The 23,443-nt window shown below is 67.9% G+C and carries 18 protein-coding genes; 7 read left to right on the top strand and 11 right to left on the bottom strand.

The features are described 5' to 3' along the window. Window positions 1-2: 2 nt before the first annotated feature. A complete protein-coding gene (hemE, locus tag SRAA_RS00900) occupies window positions 3-1,121 on the top strand; it encodes a uroporphyrinogen decarboxylase (protein WP_045530410.1) in 1,119 nt (372 codons plus the stop codon). 327 nt (window positions 1,122-1,448) lie between these two features. Next, window positions 1,449-3,584, top strand: coding sequence for a replication restart helicase PriA (gene priA / locus SRAA_RS00895; RefSeq protein WP_045530408.1), 2,136 nt, complete (start codon window positions 1,449-1,451; stop codon window positions 3,582-3,584). A 273-nt stretch (window positions 3,585-3,857) separates the two neighbouring features. Here priA and relB read toward each other — a convergent pair whose 3' ends face one another. Further along, window positions 3,858-4,085 (bottom strand): type II toxin-antitoxin system RelB family antitoxin, encoded by a 228-nt coding sequence (relB, locus tag SRAA_RS00890; protein ID WP_045533002.1) that lies wholly within the window; start codon window positions 4,083-4,085, stop codon window positions 3,858-3,860. A 77-nt stretch (window positions 4,086-4,162) separates the two neighbouring features. Beyond that, window positions 4,163-5,146 (bottom strand): AEC family transporter, encoded by a 984-nt coding sequence (locus SRAA_RS00885; protein ID WP_045530406.1) that lies wholly within the window; start codon window positions 5,144-5,146, stop codon window positions 4,163-4,165. Window positions 5,147-5,327: 181 nt separating this feature from the next. On the opposite strand from SRAA_RS00885, the gene SRAA_RS00880 reads away from it, so the two are divergent. From SRAA_RS00880 to SRAA_RS00870, 3 genes are all read left to right on the top strand, one after another. Next, window positions 5,328-7,424: an ATP-dependent helicase gene (locus SRAA_RS00880; RefSeq protein WP_045533000.1), complete on the top strand. Its 2,097-nt coding sequence runs from the start codon at window positions 5,328-5,330 to the stop codon at window positions 7,422-7,424. Window positions 7,425-7,504: 80 nt separating this feature from the next. Continuing rightward, window positions 7,505-8,023, top strand: coding sequence for a putative pterin-binding protein (locus tag SRAA_RS00875; RefSeq protein ID WP_082039827.1), 519 nt, complete (start codon window positions 7,505-7,507; stop codon window positions 8,021-8,023). Then, window positions 8,020-9,894 (top strand): ATP-binding protein, encoded by a 1,875-nt coding sequence (locus tag SRAA_RS00870; RefSeq protein ID WP_052467427.1) that lies wholly within the window; start codon window positions 8,020-8,022, stop codon window positions 9,892-9,894. Before SRAA_RS00875 ends, SRAA_RS00870 begins: the two co-directional genes overlap by 4 nt. A gap of 23 nt (window positions 9,895-9,917) precedes the next feature. On the opposite strand, the gene SRAA_RS00865 is transcribed toward SRAA_RS00870, so the two are convergent. Genes SRAA_RS00865 through def form a run of 4 tightly spaced genes read right to left on the bottom strand, consistent with a single transcriptional unit; the run spans window position 9,918 to window position 12,604 of the window. Beyond that, window positions 9,918-10,253: an AzlD domain-containing protein gene (locus tag SRAA_RS00865; protein ID WP_045530404.1), complete on the bottom strand. Its 336-nt coding sequence runs from the start codon at window positions 10,251-10,253 to the stop codon at window positions 9,918-9,920. After that, window positions 10,246-11,013, bottom strand: coding sequence for an AzlC family ABC transporter permease (locus SRAA_RS00860; protein WP_045530402.1), 768 nt, complete (start codon window positions 11,011-11,013; stop codon window positions 10,246-10,248). Before SRAA_RS00860 ends, SRAA_RS00865 begins: the two co-directional genes overlap by 8 nt. Continuing rightward, entirely contained in the window at window positions 11,013-12,014 is a 1,002-nt protein-coding gene (gene fmt / locus SRAA_RS00855) for a methionyl-tRNA formyltransferase (protein WP_045530400.1), read from the bottom strand. Before fmt ends, SRAA_RS00860 begins: the two co-directional genes overlap by 1 nt. 14 nt (window positions 12,015-12,028) lie before the next feature. Next, a complete protein-coding gene (gene def / locus SRAA_RS00850; RefSeq protein WP_045530398.1) occupies window positions 12,029-12,604 on the bottom strand; it encodes a peptide deformylase in 576 nt (191 codons plus the stop codon). Between the two features lie 216 nt (window positions 12,605-12,820). On the opposite strand from def, the gene SRAA_RS00845 reads away from it, so the two are divergent. Continuing rightward, window positions 12,821-14,095 (top strand): LysM peptidoglycan-binding domain-containing protein, encoded by a 1,275-nt coding sequence (locus SRAA_RS00845; RefSeq protein ID WP_052467426.1) that lies wholly within the window; start codon window positions 12,821-12,823, stop codon window positions 14,093-14,095. Then, window positions 14,070-15,284: a DNA-processing protein DprA gene (gene dprA, locus SRAA_RS00840; RefSeq protein WP_045530394.1), complete on the top strand. Its 1,215-nt coding sequence runs from the start codon at window positions 14,070-14,072 to the stop codon at window positions 15,282-15,284. The genes SRAA_RS00845 and dprA overlap by 26 nt, the downstream gene beginning before the upstream one ends. A 7-nt stretch (window positions 15,285-15,291) precedes the next feature. Here the strand turns inward: dprA and secF are convergent, their stop codons facing one another. From secF to SRAA_RS00815, 5 genes are all read right to left on the bottom strand, one after another. Continuing rightward, window positions 15,292-16,245 carry a protein translocase subunit SecF gene (secF, locus tag SRAA_RS00835; protein WP_045530392.1) on the bottom strand — a complete coding sequence of 318 codons (954 nt, stop codon included), beginning with the start codon at window positions 16,243-16,245 and terminating at the stop codon, window positions 15,292-15,294. Window positions 16,246-16,264: 19 nt separating this feature from the next. Continuing rightward, window positions 16,265-18,160 carry a protein translocase subunit SecD gene (gene secD, locus SRAA_RS00830; protein ID WP_045530390.1) on the bottom strand — a complete coding sequence of 632 codons (1,896 nt, stop codon included), beginning with the start codon at window positions 18,158-18,160 and terminating at the stop codon, window positions 16,265-16,267. A gap of 77 nt (window positions 18,161-18,237) precedes the next feature. Then, window positions 18,238-18,555 carry a preprotein translocase subunit YajC gene (gene yajC / locus SRAA_RS00825; RefSeq protein WP_029461887.1) on the bottom strand — a complete coding sequence of 106 codons (318 nt, stop codon included), beginning with the start codon at window positions 18,553-18,555 and terminating at the stop codon, window positions 18,238-18,240. Between the two features lie 81 nt (window positions 18,556-18,636). After that, the gene (locus SRAA_RS00820) at window positions 18,637-19,602 is read right to left on the bottom strand and encodes a DMT family transporter (RefSeq protein ID WP_045530388.1); all 966 of its coding nucleotides are present in this window, start codon (window positions 19,600-19,602) and stop codon (window positions 18,637-18,639) included. Window positions 19,603-19,650: 48 nt separating this feature from the next. After that, window positions 19,651-23,310: an indolepyruvate ferredoxin oxidoreductase family protein gene (locus tag SRAA_RS00815; protein WP_045530386.1), complete on the bottom strand. Its 3,660-nt coding sequence runs from the start codon at window positions 23,308-23,310 to the stop codon at window positions 19,651-19,653. Between the last annotated feature and the right edge of the window lie 133 nt (window positions 23,311-23,443).

Below are 23,443 nucleotides of genomic sequence, written 5' to 3'. Positions count from 1 at the left end.
CCATGAACACCGCCTACGCCCCCTTGCAAAACGACACCTTCCTGCGCGCCTGCCTGCGCCAGGCCACCGACTACACCCCAATCTGGCTCATGCGCCAAGCCGGGCGCTACCTGCCCGAGTACCGCGCTTCTAGGGCGCGCGCGGGCAGCTTCATGGGCTTGGCCACCAACCCGGATTACGCCACCGAAGTCACGTTACAGCCGCTGGAGCGCTACGCGCTGGATGCGGCGATCTTGTTTTCCGACATCCTCACCGTGCCCGACGCCATGGGCTTGGGCCTGAGCTTTGCCCAAGGCGAGGGGCCCAAATTCGAGCGCCCGCTGCGCACCGAGGCCGACGTGGCGGCGCTGGCGCTGCCCGACATGGAGCGGCTGCGCTATGTGTTCGACGCCGTGACCTCGATCCGGCGCGCACTGGCCGGCCGGGTGCCGCTGATCGGCTTTTCCGGCAGCCCCTGGACGCTGGCCTGCTACATGGTGGAGGGCGGCGGCAGCGACGACTACCGGCTGGTCAAATCCATGCTCTACCGGCGCCCAGACTTGATGCAGCGCATTCTGGAGCTCAACGCCGACGCGGTGGCGCTGTACCTGCGCGCGCAGATCGAGGCCGGGGCGCAGGCGGTGATGATTTTCGACAGCTGGGGCGGGGTGCTGGCCGACGGCGCGTTCCAGCGCTTTAGCCTGGCCTACACCGCGCGCGTGCTGGCGCAACTGCCGCGTGAGCACGCCGGGCAGCGCATCCCGCGCCTGGTGTTCACCAAGGGCGGCGGGCTGTGGCTGGCCGAAATGGCGGCGCTGGACTGCGAGGTGCTGGGGCTGGACTGGACCGTCAACTTGGGCAAGGCGCGCGCGGCGGTGGGCGGTGTGGCGGGTGGCCCGGGTAAGGCGCTGCAAGGCAACCTAGACCCAAATGCGCTCTTTGCCACGCCCGAGCAGGTGGCGGCGGAGGCGGTGCGGGTGCTGGAGCAGTTTGGCGCCCCGCACACCGACACCAGCCGCCCCGGCCCGACCCACATTTTCAACCTCGGGCACGGCATCAGCCAGCACACCCCGCCCGAGAGCGTGCAGGCGCTGGTTGAGGCGGTGCATGGACACTCGCGCCAGATGCGCCTGCGCGCTTGAGTGGAGCGCTTGCCAGAGGGGCTTGAGCTAACACAAAAAGGGAGCCTGAAACAAGCCGGTGGCGTGCCTTATGCACAAATTTTGGGGGCGTCGCAGAAACCGGCCCAAACCCCCGGGACAACCTTAGACGCCTCGGTCTTATGGTGCAACCCATTGATCTGATTAGGCCTTGACCGGCTGCCTGTTTTCTGGGCAGCGCAGTCAAGGCTTTGATTTTCAAGCTCTTGGTGGCCCGATTCAAGGGCTATCCACAAAGTTATCCACAGAAGCGCTGAGCAACTGTGGCAACCTCAAGGGAATCAGAGACTTGGCCTCGTTTTCAACGCCATGACTGAACTTTCGCCGCCAATTGCAGCTTGTTGGGTCGAGGTGGTGCTGGCCACCCCAGCCCACAGCGGGCTGGGCGACAGCCTGAGCTACTGGAGCCCTGAGCTGCTGCAGGAGGGGGCTTTGGTGCGCGTGCCCTTGGGGACGCGCGAGCTGCTGGGGATTGTTTGGCGGGTGCGCTTGCAGCCCCCCGATGGTTTGGTGGCTGGCTCCCTGCGGCCTGTGCTGGAAGCCTTTGCCGCCTTGCCGCCCTTGTCGGCCAACTGGCGCGCGCTGCTCGAGTTTGCTGCCCGTTACTACCAGCGCGCGCTGGGCGAAGTGGCGCTGGCGGCGCTGCCGCCCCAGTTGCGCGAGCTCGACGCCTCCGCCTTGCAGCGGCGCTTGAAAAAGCTGGAGGGTGTGGCCTTCGCAGGCGCAGGGGAGGGTGAGGCACCGTCTTGGGCCGCTCCCATGCCCGACCTGAGCCCAGAGCAGGCCGCCGTGTTGGCCGCATTGGAGCAAGGCACGCAACCAGTGCTGCTGTTTGGAGCCACCGGCAGCGGCAAGACCGAGGTCTATTTGCGCGCCGCGCAAACGCTGCTGCAGCGCGACCCGCAGGCGCAGGCGCTGGTGCTGGTGCCCGAGATCAACCTGACGCCGCAACTGGAGGCGCGCTTTTGTGAGCGCTTTGGCGCGCACACGGTGGCCTCCTTGCACAGCGGCCTGACCCCGGCGCAGCGGCTGCGCCACTGGCTGGCGGCGCACAGCGGGCAGGCGCGCATCGTGCTGGGCACGCGCATGGCCATCTTTGCCAGCCTGCCGCGCTTGCGCCTGATCGTGGTCGATGAAGAGCACGACCCCAGCTACAAAAGCCAAGACGGCGCCCGTTATTCGGCGCGCGATCTGGCGGTGTACCGGGCGCAGCTCGAATCGCGCACGGCGCGCTGTCAGGTCATCTTGGGCTCGGCCACGCCGGCGCTGGAGAGCTGGCACGCCGCCGAGCAAGGGCGCTACCAGCGGCTGCACATGCCGGGGCGCATCGCCGGGGCGGTGCTGCCCCGGTTGCGCCTGCTGGACCTGAACCAGCAGCCCAAACAGTGCCTGATTGCCCCACCGCTGCTGGCGGCGCTGGCCGAGCGCGCCGCGCGCGGCGAGCAAAGCCTGGTGCTGCTGAACCGGCGCGGCTATGCCCCGGTGCTGGCCTGCCACGCCTGCGGCTGGAAAAGCGACTGCCCGCACTGCAGCGCACACGCCGTGTTTCACAAGATCGACCGCAGCCTGCGCTGCCACCACTGCGGCCACGCCAGCCGGGTGCCGCGCGCCTGCCCCGAATGCGGCAACCTCGACATCGCCCCGGTCGGGCGCGGCACCGAGCAAGTGGAGGAACACCTGGGCGAGCTGCTGGCCGAGGCGCGCCGCCCCGATGGCGGCCCGGTGCGGGTGGCGCGGCTGGACGCCGACAGCACACGCGCCAAGGGCAGCCTGCACCAGCGCCTGAGCCAAATGCACGAGGGCGAGGTGGATGTGCTGGTGGGCACCCAGATGGTGGCCAAGGGGCACGACTTTAGGCGCATCACGCTGGTGGCGGGCCTGAATGTGGACAGCGGCTTGTTCTCTAGCGACTACCGCGCCCCCGAGCGCCTGTTTGCGCTGCTGCTGCAAGCCGCCGGGCGCGCCGGGCGCGACGCCGCTTTCGTGGCCGCGCAGCAGGCCGCAGTGGAACTGTGGGTGCAAACCTGGTACCCGCAGCATCCGTTGTTTGCGGCGCTGGCGCGCCACGACTACCCGGCCTTTGCGGCGCAGCAACTGCGCGAGCGCGCCAGCGCGCAAATGCCGCCCTTTAGTTTCCAGGCGCTGCTGCGCGCCGAAGCCCGCAGCCAGGCCACGGCGCAGGCGTGGCTGCAAGCGGCCCATGCCGCCGCGCAAGCCGCTGGTCTGCCGGGCTTGGCGCAGCTCACGCTCTACCCGCCGCTGCCGCTCACGGTGCAGCGCGTGGCCGGGGTCGAGCGCGCCCAGATGCTGCTGGAGAGCCCCTCACGCCCGGCGCTGCAAGCCTTCCTGAATGCCTGGCAGCCGCTGCTGCACGCGCTGCGCCGCCAGCCCGCCGGGCGCGGCCTGCTGCGCTGGGCCATCGACGTGGACCCGGTCAGCCTGTAGCGGCGCCACGGTGCGGTGCGCGCCTTAGCGATAGACCTCGCGCCGGTGGCCTACCTGAAGCACCAGCACCCGCAGGTTGGAGTCTTGATGTCGCAAATCACCCGACAAGCGCCCACCCGATAACACCAGAACGCCCCCAGCGGGCCGCTCAAGGCTTTGCCGCTGCGGCGTGGGTTTTGCTGGCCCACTATGCGCTCGTCCATGAAGTCGAGTATGCGCCGCGCCGTTTGGGGGTCGAGCTTGCGCAAAGCCGACTTGGCGCTGTCGGCGTATTCAAGTGTCCAGACCAAGGTCTTTTCTTAAGTCGGCGGCACTGTGCACCGGCTCCTGGCCTTTGCGCACCCGCTCCAGCACTTCGGCGGCGAGGTAGTAATCCTCCATTTCATCGAGCCCCTGCTCAATGATCTGGCGCAGGCACATAGCCTTGCTGCGCCCAGTGTGGGAGGCTAAGTAATCGAGCCTTTGCTCGGTTTCGGGGGTTAGTCGAATCGAAGTGGTCACAGCACAGGCTCCGAATGAATACGTGTTCAAGATTATCACGCAATCAGGCTAAAAAACCCAAAATCCAAGATCCGCATTCAAGGCCCCAGCCACGCCACCGCCGCCGCAAAGCTGAGGAATGAGAGCGCGGTCGAGAGCAGGATGATGCGCGCGATGCGCCCGCTGTCGGCCCCGAAGCGCTCGGCCAGCAGCACCACGTTGCTGGCGCTGGGCAGCGCGGCGACCAGCACCATCACCGTCAGGGCAAAGGGATCGAGCGCTACGCCCAGCGCAATCGCCCCCGTGCCCACCAGCCACACCAGCAGCGGGTGCAGCAGCAGCTTGAGCAGCGCCAGTTGCAGCGGCTCGGCCAGTGCCTGCACCCGCGTCGGCTGCGCCTGAGCCTGATCAAGCGCCGCAGTTTGCAGATAGGCCCGCGCCAGCACCGCGCCCAGGGTAAAAAGCGCCACCGGGGTGGCCGCATCCGCCAGCAGCCACACCGTTTGCTGCAACGGCCCGGGCAGCTGCAAGCCGTAGGCCGAGGCCAGCGCGCCGAGCACGATCGCCCACGGCATGGGGTTGGCCAGCACCCCGCGCAGCGCCTGCCCGGCCGCCGCCAGCGCCCCGCCGGCCTGCCCGCTCAGGCGCGACAAGGCAATGCACAGCGAGCTGGTGAGCACCATATCGACCACGATCAGCACCATCACCGTGCCCACGCTGTGCGGCCCCAGCAGCGCCGCCAGCAAGGGCACGCCCATGAAGCCGGTGTTGGGGAAGGCCACCACCAGCGCGCCAAAGGCGGCGTCGTTCCAGCTCAGGCCGCGCCGGCGCGACAGCCACACCACCAGCGCCACCAGCAGCAGCGCCACCAGCAGATAGATGCCAAACACCGCCGCGTCCAGCAGTTGCGCGATCGGCGTGGTGGAGCCAAAGCGAAACAGCAGCGCCGGCAGGGCAAAGTAGAGCACGAAGGCATTGAGCCCCGGAATCGCGCTCAGGGCCAGCCAGCCCCGGCGCGTGGCGGCGTAACCGGCCAGCACCAGGGCAAAAAAGGGAAAGGTGACGAGCAGGATGTCAAACACGCGGCTGATTGTCGCTGCAAGTCGTGGTGCTTGGTGCTTGGCGGCCCTTCGATAAGCTCAGGGCGAACGGATCAAGGGTTGGGCAGAGCAGCTTGATGCGCTGATGCTGATGCTGATGCTGGGGCCGCATATGATCGCCGCTCTACCCCGCCTGCACACCCCCGCATTCCCCACCCACCCCATGTCCTCCGGCCTCAACCCCGCCCAGCTCCAGGCCGTCGCGCACCTCGGCGGCCCGTGCCTGGTGCTGGCCGGGGCCGGCTCGGGCAAGACGCGCGTGATCACGCACAAGATCGCGCGCCTGATCCAGCACGGGCTGGCCCCGGAGCGCATCGCCGCCATCACCTTCACCAACAAAGCCGCCGCCGAAATGCGCGAACGCGCCCGCGCGCTGGCTGGCCGTGCCGCGCAGCAGGTGCTGATCTGCACCTTTCACGCCCTCGGGGTGCGGCTGCTGCGCCAGGACGGCGCGGCGCTGGGCCTCAAGCCCCAGTTCTCGATCCTCGACAGCGACGACGTGGCCTCGCTGCTCAAAGACTGCGGCGCCAGCACCGATTCGGTCACGGCGCGCCACTGGCAGTGGACCATCAGCGGCTGGAAAAACGCCGGTCTCGATGCCGCGCAGGCGTTGGCCCAAGCCAAGGACGAAGCGCAGCGCCAGATCGCCCTCGTCATGGCCAAGTACCAGGAGCGGCTGGCGGCCTACCAGAGCGTGGATTTCGATGACTTGATCGGCCTGCCGCTGCTGCTGCTGCAACGCCAGCCCGAGGTGCGCGCGCGCTGGCAGGCGCAGCTCGGCCACGTGCTGATCGACGAATACCAAGACACCAACGCCACCCAGTACGAGCTGCTCAAGCTGCTGGTGGGCGCGCGCGCACACTTCACCGCCGTGGGCGACGACGACCAATCGATCTACGGCTGGCGCGGCGCCACGCTGGACAACCTCAAGCGCTTGCCGCAGGATTTTCCGGCGCTGCAAGTGATCAAGCTGGAGCAGAACTACCGCTCCACCGGCGCCATTTTGCGCGCCGCCAACCACGTCATCGCCCCCAACCCCAAGCTCTACCCCAAGCGGCTCTGGAGCGAACTGGGCGAGGGCGAGCCGGTGCGGGTGCAAGCCTGCGACCACGAGGAGCACGAGGCCGAGCGCGTGGTGGCGCGCATCCAGAGCCTGCGCGGCCCGGCATCCGACAGCGCACACAAGGCTTACAAAGACTTTGCCGTGCTGTACCGCGCCAACCACCAGTCGCGCCCGATCGAAACCGCCTTGCGCAAGGCGCAGATTCCGTATCAGGTGTCGGGCGGCACCGGGTTTTTTGAGCGCGCCGAAATCAAGGACCTGTGCGCCTGGCTGCGCCTGCTGGCCAACCCGGACGACGACCCGGCCTTTCTGCGCGCCGCCACCGCCCCCAAGCGCGGCATCGGGCACCAAACGCTGCAACAGCTCGGCGCCTTTGCCAGCCAATACAAGCTCAGCCTCTACGAAGCCCTGTTTGCGCACTCGCTGGGCGCGGCGGTGGGCGCGCGCGCCATCGCCACGCTGCACGAATTCGGGCGCTGCCTGTCGGATTTGCAATACCGCGCCCGCCACTGCCACGGCCAAGAGGCGGCGGCGGCCCTGCTGGCCGACTGGCTGCAAGGCATCGGCTACCAGCAGCACCTGCTCGACCACGCCGACAGCCCGCAGCAAGGCAGCGCGCGCTGGAGCAACGTGCTCGATTTTTGCGACTGGATGGCGCAGCGCTGCGCCACCCCGGTGTCAGAGGACGCGGCCACGGCCAACGCCGCCAGCGCCACCAAGGGTGCCAAGCAGCGCGCGCAGCAAACCCTGCTCGACGTGGCGCAGACCGTGGCCCTCATCACCACCTTGCAAGAGCGCCAGCAGGAGCAGGACGTGGTCACGCTCTCGACCCTGCACGCCGCCAAGGGGCTGGAGTGGCCGCACGTGCAGTTGGTGGGCGTCAACGAAGGGCTGCTGCCGATGCGCCCCGAAGACGACGACGCCGCCGCGCTGGCGCTGCGCCTAGAGGAAGAACGGCGTCTGATGTACGTGGGCATCACGCGCGCCCAGCACACCCTGGTGGTGAGCTGGCTCAAGCGGCGCAAAAAGGGGCGCGAAACGGTGCCGGCGCAGCCCAGCCGCTTCATTGCCGAGATGCAGCTCGACGCGGCCAGCGTGCGCGAAGACCCGCGCGCCAAGCTGCGTGCGCTGCGGGCCGAGTTTGCCCAGCGCGCCCAAGCGGCAGCCAGCGCCACCAAGCCGCCGGCGCCTTCCTAGCCTCCCTAGGGGCTGCAACCGATGGCAAAAGCAAGAAGCTTGACTAAAATAACTTCCATCCTCAATTTTCCGCATACGCCATGAAAGTTTTTATCACGCTTTGCTTTCGATTTTGTGTGGGTTTGGGCTTGCTTGCCGTTTTTTCGGCCCAAGTGCAGGCCTTGGAGCGACCGCGCGATCGGGTGGTGCTGACCATCAGCGGGCAGATTGGGGTGAGCAACCAAGGCGGGGCAGCGGTGTTCGACATGGCCATGCTCGAAGCCCTGCCGCAGCACCGCTTTGCCACCCGCACCCCGTGGGAGCCGGGCGTGGTGCGCTTTAGCGGCCCGTTGCTGCGCGACGTGCTGGCGCTGGTGCAGGCGCGCGGCCAGCGGCTGCATGCCACCGCCCTCAACGACTACCGCATCACCCTCCCGCTGCAAGATGCGCGCGACTTTGACGTCATCATCGCCACGCGCATGAACGAGCAGCCGATGCCGGTGCGCACGCGCGGCCCCTTGTTTGTGATCTACCCCTTCGATTCCGATCCGCAGTTGCAACATGCGCGTTTTTACGAGCGCTCGATCTGGCAATTGCGGTCGATCGAAGTGATCGAATGAGCGTTGCGGCCGGTTTGGACAGGCCCGTTGGTGGCAGCCGTTTCGTTTTTTGGCTGGCCCTGACCACGTTCGTCATGGCGGTCGGCCTGACCGTCATGATGGCGCTTTTTGTGCGCCAAACCCAGGCGGTGGAAGACACCGCGCGCCTGCAGGCAGACTCCATCACCGCCCTCACGTTTCAACTCGAACGCGAGTTTTTGCGGCTGCGCAACCAGATCCATCTGAGTCTGGCGCAGCCCGAACAGGCCGACTGGTCGCAGTTGCAGCTGCGGCACGAGATTTTTGCCAGTCGAGTCGGGCTGCTGCACGGCGGGGCGACGGTCGAGGTGATGCGCCAGCGCCCCGAGTTCGACGCCATTGCGCCCCAGATCAAGGCCTTTTTGGACTACGCCGACCCCTTGCTCGCCGACCCCGTGCGCCACCAAGCCGAGCTGCACCATGTGCTGCTAAAAATGCAGGTGTTGGGGCCCGAGGTGCAGGCCCTGAGCCTGGCGGCCGACAGCCTCATGACGCACCTGATGCAAGACAAGCTGGCGCAAGTGCGGCAGCAGCAGCGCTGGCTCAACCTACTCATGACGTTTCAGGTGCTGCTGCTGTTGCTGGCTGCCGCGGGTTTGTGGGTGCGGCATGGGCGCCAGCAGCGCGAGCGCGCGCAGCTCCAGCGCCTCAACGCCGAATTGCAATTGGCCAAGGCCGCTGCCGAGCAGGCCGACCGCGCCAAGAGCCTGTTTTTGGCCAATATGAGCCACGAATTGCGCACGCCGCTGAATGGGGTGTTGGGCATGCTCGATTTGCTGCTCGATGGCCCGCTGCCGCCGGCGCAGCGCGACCAGCTGCACACCGCGCAGCAGTCGTCCGCGCATTTGCTGTCGATTTTGAACGATTTGCTGGATTTGTCGGCACTGGACGCCGGACAGATCGAGCTGCAACCCGAGCCGGTCGATGTGGCTGCGCTGGTGCAGCAGTGCCACCGCTCGCTGCGGGCCATGGGGGAGGGCAAGCATCTGCACCTGCCCCTGAGCTTGGGGCCCGACTTGCCGCCGTGGGTGCTGACCGACCCGACGCGGGTGCGCCAGGTGGTGCTCAATTTGCTGAGCAACGCGATCAAGTTCACCCCCAGTGGAACGGTGGCGCTTGCGCTGGAGTGCCAACGCCAAGGCGCGCTGGCGCATTGGCGTCTGGTGGTGCGCGACACCGGCATCGGCATCGACCCCGCGCTGAAAGAGCAAATTTTTCAGCGCTTTGCCCAAGTCGATCGCAGCAGCACCCGGCCCCAAGGCGGCAATGGCTTGGGGCTGGAGATTTCGCGCACGCTGGCGCGCCTGCTCGGGGGCGACATCGCGCTCGACAGCACGCCCGGGCAGGGCTCGGTGTTTTGCTTTCACTGGGTGGCCCCGGTTTGCGAGGCGGCGCAGGCCAGCGCTGCCGCTCCAGTTCCAGCTCCAGCCGAAGTCGGTGTCGGCACGCCCGCCACGGGCCGGGGCCGGCGCGTGTTGGTGGCGGAAGACCACCCGGTCAATCGCAAGTTTGTGGCCCTGTTGCTGGAGCGCATGGGCTTGCAGCCCACCTTTGCCGAAAACGGGCGGCAAGCGCTCGAACTGGCCCAGCGGCACGATTTTGATTGGGTGCTGATGGACATCCACATGCCCGAGATGGACGGTTTCGCCTGCACGCAAGCCATCCGCCAGTTGCCCGGTGCGCGCGGACTGGTGCCCATCATCGCCGTCTCGGCCGACGTCATGAATGGGGCGGAGGAACAGGCGCTGGCGGCCGGCATGGACGGGTTTTTGAGCAAGCCGCTGCAGCGCCTGGCCCTGGAGCACACGCTGACGCGCCTGTTGGCTTGCCGCAGCCAAGGGCTGCCCGAGTGAATCGCGCCGCAGCCTAGCCGGCCTTACCAGCCCAGCCCCAAGCGCAGCGGCAAAAACACCGCCATGCCGCAGACGATGGTGCCCAGCACGCCGCCGCGCCAGAAAAACCAAGCCACCCCGGCAGCAGCGGCAAACAGGCGCGCATCCTTCCAGGTGTCGATCAACTGGCCTTGAGTCATCACCACCTCGGGGGCCACCACGGCGGCCAAGGCGGCGATGGGGGCGTATTGCAGGCCGCGCTCGGCCCAATGTGGCAGCTTCCAGTCGCGCTCGCTGAGGAAGAAAAAGCCGCGCGTGAGCACCGTCACCAGCGCCAGCGCGACGATGGCCAGCAGGGTGCGCCAGTCGATTTCAAACACGGGGCGGCTCCGGTGTGGGCCCCAAGCCGCCCGGCCCACGCGGCCCGCGCGGGCCGTGCGCTTCGAGGATCAGGCAAAAAGCCACCGCCGCCGCAATGGCTACCACGATGTTGAGCTTGAGCGGCAGCGCCCAGGCCGCCACCGCCGCCGCTCCGGCCACCCCGGCCGAAACCACGCGCAGCTTGGAGGTGGCGAGCGAACACCCGACCCCGATCAGCGCCAGAATGCCGGCAAAACCCAGCCCCCACTCGATCGGAATGGTGTGCGCCAGCAGCACCCCGAGCAGGCTGGAGCCCATCCAACTGGCGTAGTTGACGCAGCAGTGCCCGGCCAGATAGGCTTGCTGGCGCTGTTTTTCTTCTAGGCTGTGGCCCACCTGATGGTAGCGGCGGGCAAAAAAGACGTAGCTCAAGTCGCCCGTGAGGTAGCCGGTGAGCAGGCGCTGGCGCAGCGGCAGGTGCATCACGTAGGGCCGCAGGTGCGCCGAAAACACCACAAAGCGCAGGTTGACGCAAAACGCCGCCGCCAGCACCACCCACAGCGGCGCGCCGGCGCTCATCAAGGGCACCGCCGCCAGTTGCGCGCTGCCGGCATAGACCAGCAGCGTCATCAGCACCGCTTCGAGCTGGCTCAGGCCGGCCGTGACCATCGCCACCCCGGTCATCAGCCCCCAGGCCGCCACCCCGGCGGTGACGCTGGTTTGCTCGCGCATGCCCTCGGTGAACTCGGGCCAGCGGCGCAGGTCGGCGCGCCAGAACATCAGTTGATGCTACCGTGAGCGGGGCTGCCCAGCACCGTGCCCACCGGCAGCGCATGGCCGGCCAAGAGCGCGGCGGCGGGCAGGCGCTTGCCGCCGGGGCGTTGCAGTTCGGTCAGCAGCAGCACGCCGTCGCCGGTCTGCACCTGCACCCCGTGGGCGTCGGCGGCCAGCACGGTGCCGGGCGGCTGGGCCGGCTGCGGCTGCGCAGGCGGCTGCGGCAACACCCGCGCCGCCCAGACCTTGAGCGGTTCGCCCTGCTGCAGCGTGTAGGCCCCCGGTACCGGGTCGAAGGCGCGCACCCGGCGCTCGATTTGCATGGCGCTGGCGCGCCAGTCGATCAGCGCCTCGACTTTGTCGATCTTGGCGGCGTAGGTCACGCCCTGCTCGGGTTGGGGCTGCGGCCGCAGGGTGCCCGAACCGCCCGCTTGGGCCTGCTGCAGCGCCTGCACGATCAGCTGCGCGCCCAGCTCGGCCAGCTTATCGTGCAGGCTGGCGGCGGTTTCGTGGGCCGCGATCGGCAGCGCTTGGCGCAGCAGCATGGGGCCGGTGTCGAGCCCGGCGTCCATCTGCATGAGGGTGATGCCGCTCTCCAAGTCACCGGCTTCGAGGGCGCGCTGGATCGGGGCGGCGCCGCGCCAGCGCGGCAGCAGCGAGGCGTGAATGTTCAGGCAGCCTAGGCGCGGCAGCGCCAGCACCCAGGGCGGCAGCAGCAGGCCGTAGGCGGCCACCACCGCCACCTCGGCACCGGCCTGTTGCAGCGCCGCGCGCGCTTGCGCGGCGTCGTCGGGGTATTTGCCATCGAGGCGCAGGCTGCGCGGCTGCGCCAAAGGCAGGCCATGCGCCAGCGCCACCTGTTTGACTGCCGAGGGTTGCAATTTCAGGCCGCGCCCGGCCGGGCGGTCGGGTTGCGTGAGCACCAGCGCCACCTCGTGCCCGGCAGCGAGCAGGGCACGCAGCGCCAGCGCCGCAAACTCCGGCGTACCGGCAAACACGATCCGCATGGGCCCGCCGCTGCTCAGAATGGCTGCGCCGAGCGCTGCCCGGGGCGTTCCGTGCTGCGTTCGCCATCGCTGTCACGCTCGTCCTCGCGCGCGGCCTTGAGCAGCTTGGACTTGATGCGGTTGCGCTTGAGCAGCGAGAGGTATTCGACAAACACCTTGCCCATCAGGTGATCCATCTCGTGCTGGATGCACACCGCCAGCAGCCCCTCGGCCTCGATCAGGCGGCTGTGCCCTTGGGCATCGAGGGCGCGCACGCGCACCGCCAGCGCGCGCTCCACGCCGTCGTAAACGCCCGGCACCGACAGGCAACCCTCATCGCCTTTGCGCGTTTCGGGGCTGGCCCATTCGAGCACGGGGTTGATCAGCACCAGCGGCTGGTTGCGCTCCTCGCTCACGTCAATGACGATGACGCGCTCGTGCACATCCACTTGGGTGGCAGCCAGACCGATGCCTTTGGCCCCGTACATGGTGGCGAACATGCGCTCGGTCAGGGCCCGCACGCGCGCATCCACGGCCGCCACCGGGCGCGCCACGCGCAGCAGGCGCGGGTCGGGGTATTTGAGGATAGGTAAAGGTTCGGCAGGGTTCATGGTCAAATCAAAACGAGGCCGACAGACTAAGCAACGAATTTTAGATATTTTCGTCACCTTTGGCTGTCGCTGCACGTGACATGCGGCTATTATCATTGCTGGAGCTGGGGCTTGACTGCACAGCAGGCCCAAAGCGCTTTTTTTGCCATTATTTCCACCCAAAAGCAACCGTGCCCAGCATGCGTGGCCTGCGGGTGTGCCAACGGGGCTTCAGACATGCAAACCACTCCTGCACCCGCCGCTTGTCACTGCGCCATCGACCCGACGGGTCGTCGTGTCGCCGAGCGCGTCGGCTTGCGCCATCTCGTGCCCGCGCTCACCTTGCTGCTGACGGGCGCATGGGCAGGCGCGCAAACCTTTCCCAATCTGCCCATCAGCCCGGCGCAACGCGAGACCGCGCAGCAAGTGGCCCAAGCCGGGGTGCCGCTGTCGGCGCTGGCCCCCAATGCGCCCGAGCGCCACACAGTGCGCCGGGGCGACACGCTGTGGGATATTTCGGCCATCTTTCTGCGCCAGCCTTGGCGCTGGCCCGAGCTGTGGGGCATGAACCTAGAACAAATCCGCAACCCGCACCTGATTTTTCCGGGTCAGGTGCTGGTGTTGACGCGCGTGGGCGATCGCGCCTTTCTGGCGCTCGAAGCAGGTGGGGCGCCGCCCACGGTGCGCTTGTCGCCGCGCATACGCTCCGAGACCTTGGCCGATGCCGCCTTGCCCGCCATCCCCGCGCACATGATCGCCCCCTTCCTGACCGATTCGCAGGTGTTGAGTGCAGACACCCACGCCCGCGCGCCGCGCATCGTGGCCGCCCCCGAGGGGCGCACCTTGTTCAGCCGGGGCGATCGGGTCTATGCCCGGGGCCAGTCCGGTCCGCTCGACGCACTCGAAGGCCGCCCGCTCTTGAGCGCCGAGCACAGCCAGTCGCAGCGCATTTACCGCAACGCCGAGCCCTTGATCGACCCCAGCAGCGGCGAAAAGCTGGGCTACGAAGCCAAGCTGATCGGCAGCGCGCTGCTGGTGGGCAGCGAAACCCTGCGCTCGCACACGCGGGCGGATGGCACGACCGAGCAGCGGGTAGAACCCGCCAGCGTCGACATCAGCGCGGCGATCGAAGAAATTCGCATCGGTGATCGGCTGCTGGCCACGCCGGCGCCGCCCCAGCCGGCCAGTTACGTGCCGCGCGCTCCGCAGATGCAGCTGGCGGGTCGCATCGTGCGCACCCACGGCCATGCGCAGCGCATGGCCGGTCAGTACCAGGTGGTGGTGCTCAACCGGGGCAGCCGCGATGGGCTGGAAGCGGGCCACGTGCTGGCACTGCACCGCAGCGCTGCGGTGCTCACCGACCGCACCGACAGCGCGCGCGCCACGATGCAACTGCCGGCTGAGCGCAACGGCTTGATGATGGTGTTTCGCACCTTTGATCGGGTCTCGTATGCGCTGGTCTTGAATGTGGCCGATGCGGTGCGCAATGGCGACCACTTTGCCACCCCCTAGGAGCCTTGGCATCGATGCCGATGTGGCTGAGCTGGCCGCTTGGCTGCGCCTGACCAACACCGCGGGAGTGGGTGCGGCCACGGCGCGCAAGCTGCTGGCGGCTTTGGGATCACCCCAAGCCGTGTTTGCCTCCGACGCGCAGGCCCTGCAGGCGCTGGTGGGCGAGCGGCTGGCGGCCGCCTTGCGCAGCGCTCCGGTGCAAGGAGGCCGCCTGTTGGAACACGCTGGGGCTTGGTTGGCCGCTGCGCCGGACCGGCATTGGCTGCCCTTGGGGCACCCCCATTACCCGGCTGCGCTGCTGCAAACCCCCGATCCGCCGGTGCTGCTTTATGTGCAGGGCCAGTTGAGCGCGCTGGCGCAGACCCGCACGCTGGCCATGGTCGGCAGCCGCAACCCCAGCCCGCAAGGGGCTGAAAACGCCCATGCCTTTGCCAAGGCGCTGGGTGAGCAAGGGTTTTGCATCGTGTCTGGGCTGGCGCTGGGGGTGGATGGCGCAGCGCACCGGGGTGCGCTGGAGGCGGGTGCGCCCACGGTGGCGGTGGTCGGCACCGGGCTGGATCGGGTCTACCCAAGGCAGCACCATGAGCTGGCGCAACGCATCGCCAGCCACGGCGCATTGGTGAGCGAATACCCGCTCGGTACGCCGCCGCTGGCGCCGCATTTTCCGCAGCGCAACCGAATCATCGCCGGCCTGAGCCTGGGCACGCTGGTGGTGGAGGCGGCGCTGGAGTCGGGCTCGCTCATCACGGCCGATTTGGCGGCGCAATACGGGCGCGAGGTGTTTGCCATTCCGGGCTCGATCCACTCGGCGCAGTCGCGCGGCTGCCACGCCCTGATCCGCCAAGGGGCCAAGCTGGTGGAGTCGGTGCAAGACGTGCTCGACGAGCTGCGCCTGCAACACGGCGCAGCGCAGCCGGTGCAGGGTGAGTTGGCGCTGGGCGAACGCGGCGCTGCGGCGCAGCCAGCGGCCCGTGCCCGCATGGGGCAGGGGGTTCAGGGGCGGCCACCCGTCGAGGCTGAGGGCACGCTGCTGCAAGCGCTGGGCCACGACCCGGTCGGGCTCGATGCCCTGCAGGCGCGCTGTGGCCTGCCCACGGCCGAACTGCAAGCGCAGTTGCTGGAGCTCGAACTGTGCGGCAGCGTGCGGCGCTTGCCCGGCGGCCTGTTTCAGCGCCAGGCGCTGGGCTGAAAGGGCCTCAAATCTGCGCCCCAGCGTTGGGGTCGTCCGGGTTTTCCACCATCTGCGGCGTGGCCTTGATCAGATCCTCGCGCTTGATCCCCAGCGCCATCGCCACCCCGGTGGCGACGAAGATCGAGGAGTAGATGCCAAACAGAATGCCGATGGTCAACGCCAGCGCGAAGTAGTGCAACACCGGGCCACCAAACAGCAGCATCGAGATCACCATCGCCTCGGTGGTGCCGTGCGTGATGATGGTGCGGCTCATGGTCGAGGTGATGGCGTGGTCGATCACCTCCTGCGTGCTCATCTTGCGCTGGCGCTTGAAGGTCTCGCGGATGCGGTCAAAAATCACCACCGATTCGTTCACCGAGTAGCCCAGCACCGCCAGCGTGGCGGCCAGCACGGCGAGCGAGAACTCCCACTGGAAGAAAGCAAAAAAGCCCAAGATGATGACCACATCGTGCAAGTTGGCGACGATGGCGGCGATCGAGAACTTCCATTCAAAGCGAAAAGCCAAGTACACCGTGATGCCGATGATCACGAACAGCAGCGCCAATATGCCGTCGGTGACCAGCTCCTGCCCCACCTGCGGCCCGACGAATTCGGTGCGGCGCAGCTCCACCGTCGGGTCGTGCGCGCGCAGCGCCTCCAGCACCGCTTGGCTTTGCTCGCCCGAGCCCACGCCGGGCAGCGGCGGCAGGCGCATCAGCACGTCGCGCGTGGTACCGAAGTATTGCACCGTCACCTCGGTGTAGCCGATGCCGGCCAAGGTGCTGCGCACCTGCTCCAGGTCGGCTGGTTGCTGGTAGGTCACCTCGACCACCGTGCCGCCGGTGAACTCGACCGATAGGTTGAGCCCGCGCGTGACGAGGAAGAACACCGCCAGCGCAAACAGAGTGAGTGAAATCGCGTTCAGCAGCACCGCATGGCGCATGAACGGGATGTCTTTTTTGACGCGGAAAAATTCCATGGCTACAACCCCTTGCTAATCAATTGGCGGATGGTGAGCCGGGCTTGGCTGCATCGGCCGCAGGCGGCTGCCAGATCACACCGATCGAGATGGATTTGAGTTTTTTCTGCCGCCCGTACCAGGCATTGGCCAGCCCGCGCGAGAAAAACACGGCCGAGAACATGCTGGTCAAGATGCCAATGCAGTGCACCACCGCGAAACCGCGCACCGGCCCGGAGCCAAAGGCCAGCAGCGCCAGCCCGGCCAGCAGCGAGGTGACGTTGGAGTCGAGGATGGTGCCCCAGGCGCTGTCGTAGCCGCTGTTGATGGCCACCTGCGGTGAGGCCCCGCGGCGCAACTCCTCGCGGATGCGCTCGTTGATGAGCACGTTGGAGTCGATCGCCATCCCCAGCGCGAGCGCCATGGCGGCCATGCCGGGCAGCGTGAGCGTGGCTTGCAGCATCGACAGCACCGAGACCAGCAACACCAGGTTGAAGGTCAGGGCGATGCTTGAAAACACCCCGAACAGGCGGTAGTAGACGACCATGAAGACCAACACCACCAGGAAGCCATAGAGCACGCTCTCAAAGCCCATGCGAATGTTCTCGGCCCCTAGGCCCGGGCCGACGGTGCGTTCTTCGACGATCTCCATCGGGGCCGCCAGCGCGCCGGCGCGCAGCAGCAGCGCGATGTTGTGCGCCTCGGTGGTGTTCATCTGGCCCGAAATCTGCACCCGGCCGCCGCCAATCTCGGTGCGGATCACGGGTGCCGTCACCACCTCGCCGCGGCCGCGCTCGAACAGCAAAATCGCCATTCGGTTGCCCACGTTTTGGCGCGTGACATCGCGGAAAATGCGCGATCCGGCCGCGTCCAGCGACAGGTGCACCGCCGGCTCCTGCGTCTGACCGTCGAAGCCAGCCTGGGCGTCGGTGAGGTTTTCACCCGTGAGCACCACCTCGCGCAGGGTGATCACGGTGCGCCCTTCGCGGTCCAGGTGGCGCTCGGAGCCCAGCGGCACCGGCCCTTCGCCGCGCTCGGCGGCGCGCCCAGCCGGGCTTTCATCGACCATGCGCACTTGCAGCGTGGCGGTGCGGCCCAGAATGTCTTTGGCGCGCGCGGTGTCGAGCACGCCAGGCAGTTGCACCACGATACGGTCGGCCCCTTGTTGCTGGATCACTGGCTCGGCCACCCCGAGTTCGTTGATGCGGTTGCGCAGCGTGAGGATGTTTTGCTTGATCGCCTGCTCTTGGATGCGGCGCTGCGCCTCCGGGCTCAGGCTGCCGATGAGCTTGAGCTGCTCGCCCACCAGTTGGCGCTCGAAGCTCAGGTCGGTGTACTGCGGGCGCAGCAGCGTCAACGCCGCTTCCAGCGTGGCCTCGTCACGAAAACGCACCGCCACCGCCTGGCCCTCGCGCGTGATGCCAGCGTGGCGGATGTTTTGCTCGCGCAAGGTGGTGCGGATGTCGCGCGCCTTGCCCTCGGCGCGCTGGTCGAGCGCCCCGGGCATATCGACCTGCATCAGGAAGTGCACACCGCCGCGCAAATCGAGCCCGAGGTACATAGGCATGGCGTTGATGCTTTGCAGCCAGACCGGGGTGCGCGGCACCAGGTTGAGCGCCACCACGTGTCCGGGGTCGGCGGGGTCGGGGTTGAGGGCGCGGTCGATGGCATCGCGCCCTTGGAGCTGGTTTTCGGCGCTGTCAAACAGGGCTTGGATGTTCTGCTGTTCCAGCACCACCGAGGTGGGCGTGATCTCGCGCTCCGCCAGCGCTTGCTCGATGCGCGTCAGGGTGCCGGCGTCGATGCGCACCGCATGCTGGCCGGAAGAGACCTGCACCCCCGGCGCTTCACCATACAGGTTGGGCAGAGAGTACAGGATGGCGATGAGCAGCGCCACCAAGATGGTGGCGTACTTCCACAGCGGATATCGGTTCATGAGCGGGCGGCTCCATTAAAGCCAAACGGCCGGGCGTGAGGACCCGGCCTATCGAGAAAAGACCACGACGATGTCGCTTACTGGAAGGTGCCCTTGGGCATCAGTTGCATCACGGCGCTGCGCTGCACTTGGATTTCGACGCCACTGGTCAGTTCCAGGGTGACGAAATCGTCGCCCAGCTTGGTGATGCGGCCCAGCATGCCGCCAGCGGTGACGACCTCATCGCCCTTGGCCAAGGCGGCAACCATCAGCTTGTGCTCTTTGGTGCGCTTCATTTGGGGCCGGATCATGATGAAGTACAGCACCACGAACATCAGCACCAGCGGCAGCAGGCTGACCAAGGTGCTGGTGGTGTCGCCGGCGGCGGCCTGGGCGTAGGCGGGGGAAATGAACACGGCAGTTTTCCTGTGAGAGGGTCGTTGGAGGGGGCGGGCCACTTGGGGCCCCATGTCAATCGCGCATTCTAAACCCTAGGCTCAAACTTGCGCTGGGCGCGGTGCCGCCACCGGCCGGATGCGCAGCGCCAGCCACACCCCCAGCAGCAGCAAGGCCATGCCAGCGATGGTCAGGCCCTGTGGCCACTCGCCGCGCCACCAGAAAATGTAGATCAGCGCGGCCACGGTCTCGAACACGATCAGTTGCCCGGCCAGCGCCGTGGGCAGGCGCTTGCTGGCCTGATTCCAGCACAGGATGCCGCACCAAGAGGCGAACAGCCCCAGCGCCAGCATGAGCGAGAGGAAAAACAGCGGGTCTGGGCCGAAAGGCATGGGGAAGGTGCTGCCGCTGAGCGCCATCCAGGCCCACACCAGCGCAAAGCCGCACAGCGCCATGGGCAAGGTAGCCAGCCCCTGCGCCGTGGCCCAGACGCGCGGGTTGCGGTCTGGGTGCTGGCGCAGCCAGTCGGCGTTGCGCAGCGGGTACCAGGTCCAGCAGGCCAACGCCCCCAGCGCCAGCAGGGCGCCCAGCGCGTAGGCGGTGAGCGAGGCATCGGGTTGCTGCAGCAAGCGCGTCATCTCGGCCTGGTTCACCAGCCCGATGCCCAGCAGCATGATGCCCAGCGGCAGCATCAGGCGCCGCCACGGCAGCAGGCCGTCGCGTTCGGCGTTGCGCTGGTTGGCGGCAATGGCGATCAGCACCGGCAGGGTGCCGATGATGAGCGTGGTCAGTGGCCCGCCGGTGCCTTGGATGGAACTGGCCAGCAAGGTGTAGTAGGCCAGGTTGCCCACCGCCGCCAGCTTGAGCGCGGTGAGCCAGTCGGAGCGGGTGAGGCGGCGCAAGGCCCCCCAGTCGAGCCAGGCCAGCGGCAGGCACAGCAGCCCAAAGGCGAGGTAGCGCGCCATCGCCAGCAAGGCGGCCGGGTATTCGGGCAGCAGCAGCGGCACCAGAAACACCAAGCCCCACAACATCCCTGCCAGCAAGGCAAAGCCCACCCCTAGCCACATACGGCACCCCGTTGAATCAATGCACCGAGTGTAAGGGGGGCGCTAGGCTCAGCCCCGGTCTGCAGTCGAGTTTTGCGCGCCGGCTTGAGCTGCGGGCTGGGCTGCGGCCCGCCACTGCCCCAGCAGCTCGCTCCAGCGCAGCCGCACCGCCTGCAAATGGCGCGCCTTGACATGGCCAAAGCCCTTGATGCCCTCGGGCAGCGCCGCCAGTTGCAACGCCAGCGCCTTGCGTTCGGGGTGCAGGCCCGGCAGCAGTTCTTCGATCAAATCCTGGTACTCGACTATCAGGGCGCGCTCGCTGCGCCGCTCGGCGCTGCGGCCAAAGGGATCCAGCGCGCTGCCGCGCAGGCCCTTGAGACGGGCCAGCCATTTGAAGGCCGTCAGCATCCACGGGCCAAAAGACTGCTTGATCGGCACGCCGCGCTCGTCGTGGCGCGCCCACAGCGGGGGTGCGAGGTGAAAGCGCAGCGCAAAATCGCCTTCAAACTGGGCCCCGATCTGGCGCAAAAATTCGGGCTCGCTGTGCAGCCGCGCCACCTCGTACTCGTCCTTGTAGGCCATGAGCTTGAACAGGTTGTGCGCCACCGCCTCGGCCAGCGCGCTCTGCTTCGGCCCCAGCGCGGCGGCCTCGGCCTGCTGCACCCGGCGCACGAAGGCGCTGTAGCGCTGCGCATAGGCCTGGTTCTGGTAGGCGCTCAAAAAGGCGCTGCGCCGCTGCAGCAGGGCCTCCAGGCCCGTGCGCGGCTGCAGCGCGATGGTTTGCGCCGGGGCCAGCAGCGCCTGCAGCCGGGCGCCATCGTGCGCGGCCCAGCGGCCCCACTCGAACGCGGCCTGGTTTTTTGCCACCGCCACCGCGTTGAGCTCGATCGCCCGCCGCAGCGACTCGCGCCGCAGCGGCAGCCAGCCCTTTTGCCAGGCAAAGCCCAAGAGCAGCGGGTTGATGTAGAGCGCATCGCCCAGCAAGCGCGTGGCCAGCGCGTCGGCGTCGCAGGCCGCCACCGCCGTGCCGCCCAGTACGCGCTCCAGCGTGGCCTGGCACTGCGCCGCCGGGTTGTGCCAGTCGGGTTGGTGCACGAAGGCCGCTGTCGGGCTCACGTGGCCATTGAGCGCCACCCGCGTGCGCCCCGGGCTCAGGCGGGCTAGGCTTTCCTTGCCGGCGGCCACGATGGCGTCGCAGCCCAAGATCAAATCGGCCGCTGCGGTGCCGACGCGGGTGGTGCAGATGCGCTCCTGCTGCTCAGCCAGCAGTACGTGGCTCCAGGTGGCGCCGCCCTTTTGCGCCAGCCCGGCGGCGTCTTGCGTCACCACGCCCTTGCCTTCTAGGTGCGCCGCCACCCCCAGCAGCTGGCCGATGGTGATGACCCCGGTGCCACCCACGCCAGCCACCACGATGCCATAGACGCCGCCGGGGCTGTCGGTGCAGCCGGGCAAGCTCGGTTCGGGCAAGTCGCCCAGCGACTCGGGCGCGGGCAAGGCGCTGCCTAGGCTGGCCTTGCGCGGCCGCCCGCCTTCGACGGTGACGAAGCTCGGGCAAAAACCCTTGAGGCAGGAAAAATCTTTGTTGCAACTGCTCTGGTTGATCTGGCGCTTGCGCCCGAACTCGGTCTGCAGCGGCTCTACGCTCAGGCAGTTGCTCTGCACCCCACAGTCGCCGCAGCCCTCGCACACGGCGGGGTTGATGAGCACGCGCCGCGCCGGGTCGACCAGCGTGCCGCGCTTGCGCCGGCGCCGCTTTTCGGTGGCGCAGGTCTGGTCGTACAAAATCACGGTGGTGCCCGGCAGCAGCCTAAACTCGCGCTGGATGCGGTCGAGCTGGTCGCGGTGCTCCACCGACACCCCATCCGGCAGGCGCAGCGTGCTGCCGCCCACGGTCTGGTGCAGCGCGCCCCGGTATTTTTCGGGCTCGTCGGTGACCACGGTCAGGCGCGACACCCCTTCGGCGCGCAGGCTGTGCGCGATTTGCAGCACGTGGTGCCCTTCGGCGCGCTCGCCCAGCGGCTGGCCGCCGGTCATGGCCACGGCGTCGTTGTAGAGCAGCTTGAAGGTGATGTTGACCCCCGAAGCGATGCACTGGCGGATCGCCAGCAGGCCGCTGTGAAAGTAGGTGCCATCGCCCAGATTGGCAAACACGTGCGTTTCATGGCTAAAGGGCTGCTGCCCGACCCAGGGCACCCCTTCGCCGCCCATTTGGGTAAAGCCCACGGTGGCGCGGTCCATCCAGATCGTCATGAAGTGGCAGCCGATGCCGGCCAAGGCGCGCGAACCTTCGGGCACCCGGGTGCTGGTGTTGTGCGGGCAACCCGAGCAAAACCAGGGCTGGCGCTCGGCCAGCGGCGTGTCGGCGCGCAGCACCTGCAAGGCGAGCGCTTGGCCCTGCAAACGGTCGAGGTGCGACTGCACCCGCGCCGCCACCTCGCTGCCCTCGGGCAACAGGCCGTGGCGCGCCAGCCGCTGCGCCAGCGCCTGCGCGATCAGCGCCGGTGTCAGGTCGGCGTTGGCGCGCAACAACTGGTTCGCGCTCGGATTCGGCATCGACCACTCGCCGCCGCTGTGGTCGGCACCGACTTCGTCGAACTTGCCCAGCACATCGGGGCGCACGTCGGCGCGCCAGTTGTAGAGCTCCTCCTTGAGCTGGTATTCGATCACCTGGCGCTTTTCTTCCACCACCAGAATCTCGCGCAGTCCGGTGGCGAACTCGCGCGTGGTCTGCGCCTCCAGCGGCCAGACCACGCCCACCTTGTGCAGCCGCAGCCCGATGTGGCGGCAGGTGGCGTCGTCCAGCCCGAGGTCGCTGAGCGCCTGGCGGGTGTCGTTGTAGGCCTTGCCGCTGGCAATGAGGCCGTAGCGGTCGTGCGCGCTCTCGATCGCGTTGTGATTGAGGCGGTTGGCGCGCACGTAGGCGAGTGCGGCGTACCACTTGGTGTCCATCAGGCGCGCTTCCTGCTCCAGCGCCGCGTCGGGCCAGCGGATGTGCACGCCGCCGGGGGGCAGCTCGAACTCGGGTGCCACGATGCGCACCCGATCCGCGTCGATCTCGGCCACGGCGCTCGATTCCACGATCTCCTGGATGGTTTTCATGCCGGCCCAGACGCCGGAAAAGCGGCTCAGGGCCCAGGCGTGCAGCCCGAAATCGAGGATTTCCTGCACGCTGGCCGGGAAGAACACCGGCAGCCCGCAGGCTTTGAAGATGTGGTCGCTCTGGTGCGCGGCGGTCGAGCTTTTGGCCACGTGGTCGTCGCCCGCGACCGCGATCACGCCGCCCCAGGGCGTGGTGCCAGCCAGGTTGGCGTGCTTGAACACGTCGGCGCTGCGATCCACACCCGGCCCCTTGCCGTACCAGAGCCCAAACACGCCATCAAAGCGCTGGCTGCCCGGCGGCGCAAAGCCGAGCTGCTGCGTGCCCCATATGGCGGTGGCGGCCAGCTCCTCGTTCACGCCGGGCTGAAACACGATCTGCTGCGCCGCCAGGTGCGCCTTGGCCTTCCAGAGCGCCTGGTCGTAGCCGCCCAAGGGCGAGCCGCGGTAGCCGCTGATGAAGCCGGCGGTGTTGCGGCCCAGGCGCAAGTCGCGCTGGCGCTGCAGCATGGGCAGGCGCACCAGCGCCTGCACCCCGCTCATGAAAGCGCGCCCGTGGTCGAGCGTGTATTTGTCGTCCAGACTGACGCTGGCAAGGGCGCGCCGAACCGCTTCGGGCAAGGGTGCGTTCATGGTGTGGTCTCCTGTCGCCAAGGCGGGCCGGGTAGGCCGCCAGTTTCCGTTCACCCGCTGCGGCAGCGGGTGCGCTGCGGCCGCTCACAGGATCGCTGCTTGCTGCCGATTGCCACAGATTGTCGCCAAAAAA

The sequence above is a fragment of the Serpentinimonas raichei genome, from assembly GCF_000828895.1.
GTDB lineage: Bacteria > Pseudomonadota > Gammaproteobacteria > Burkholderiales > Burkholderiaceae_C > Serpentinimonas > Serpentinimonas raichei.
Note: the sequence above shows the minus strand (reverse complement) of the source record. Positions and strands in the feature narration are given on the sequence as shown.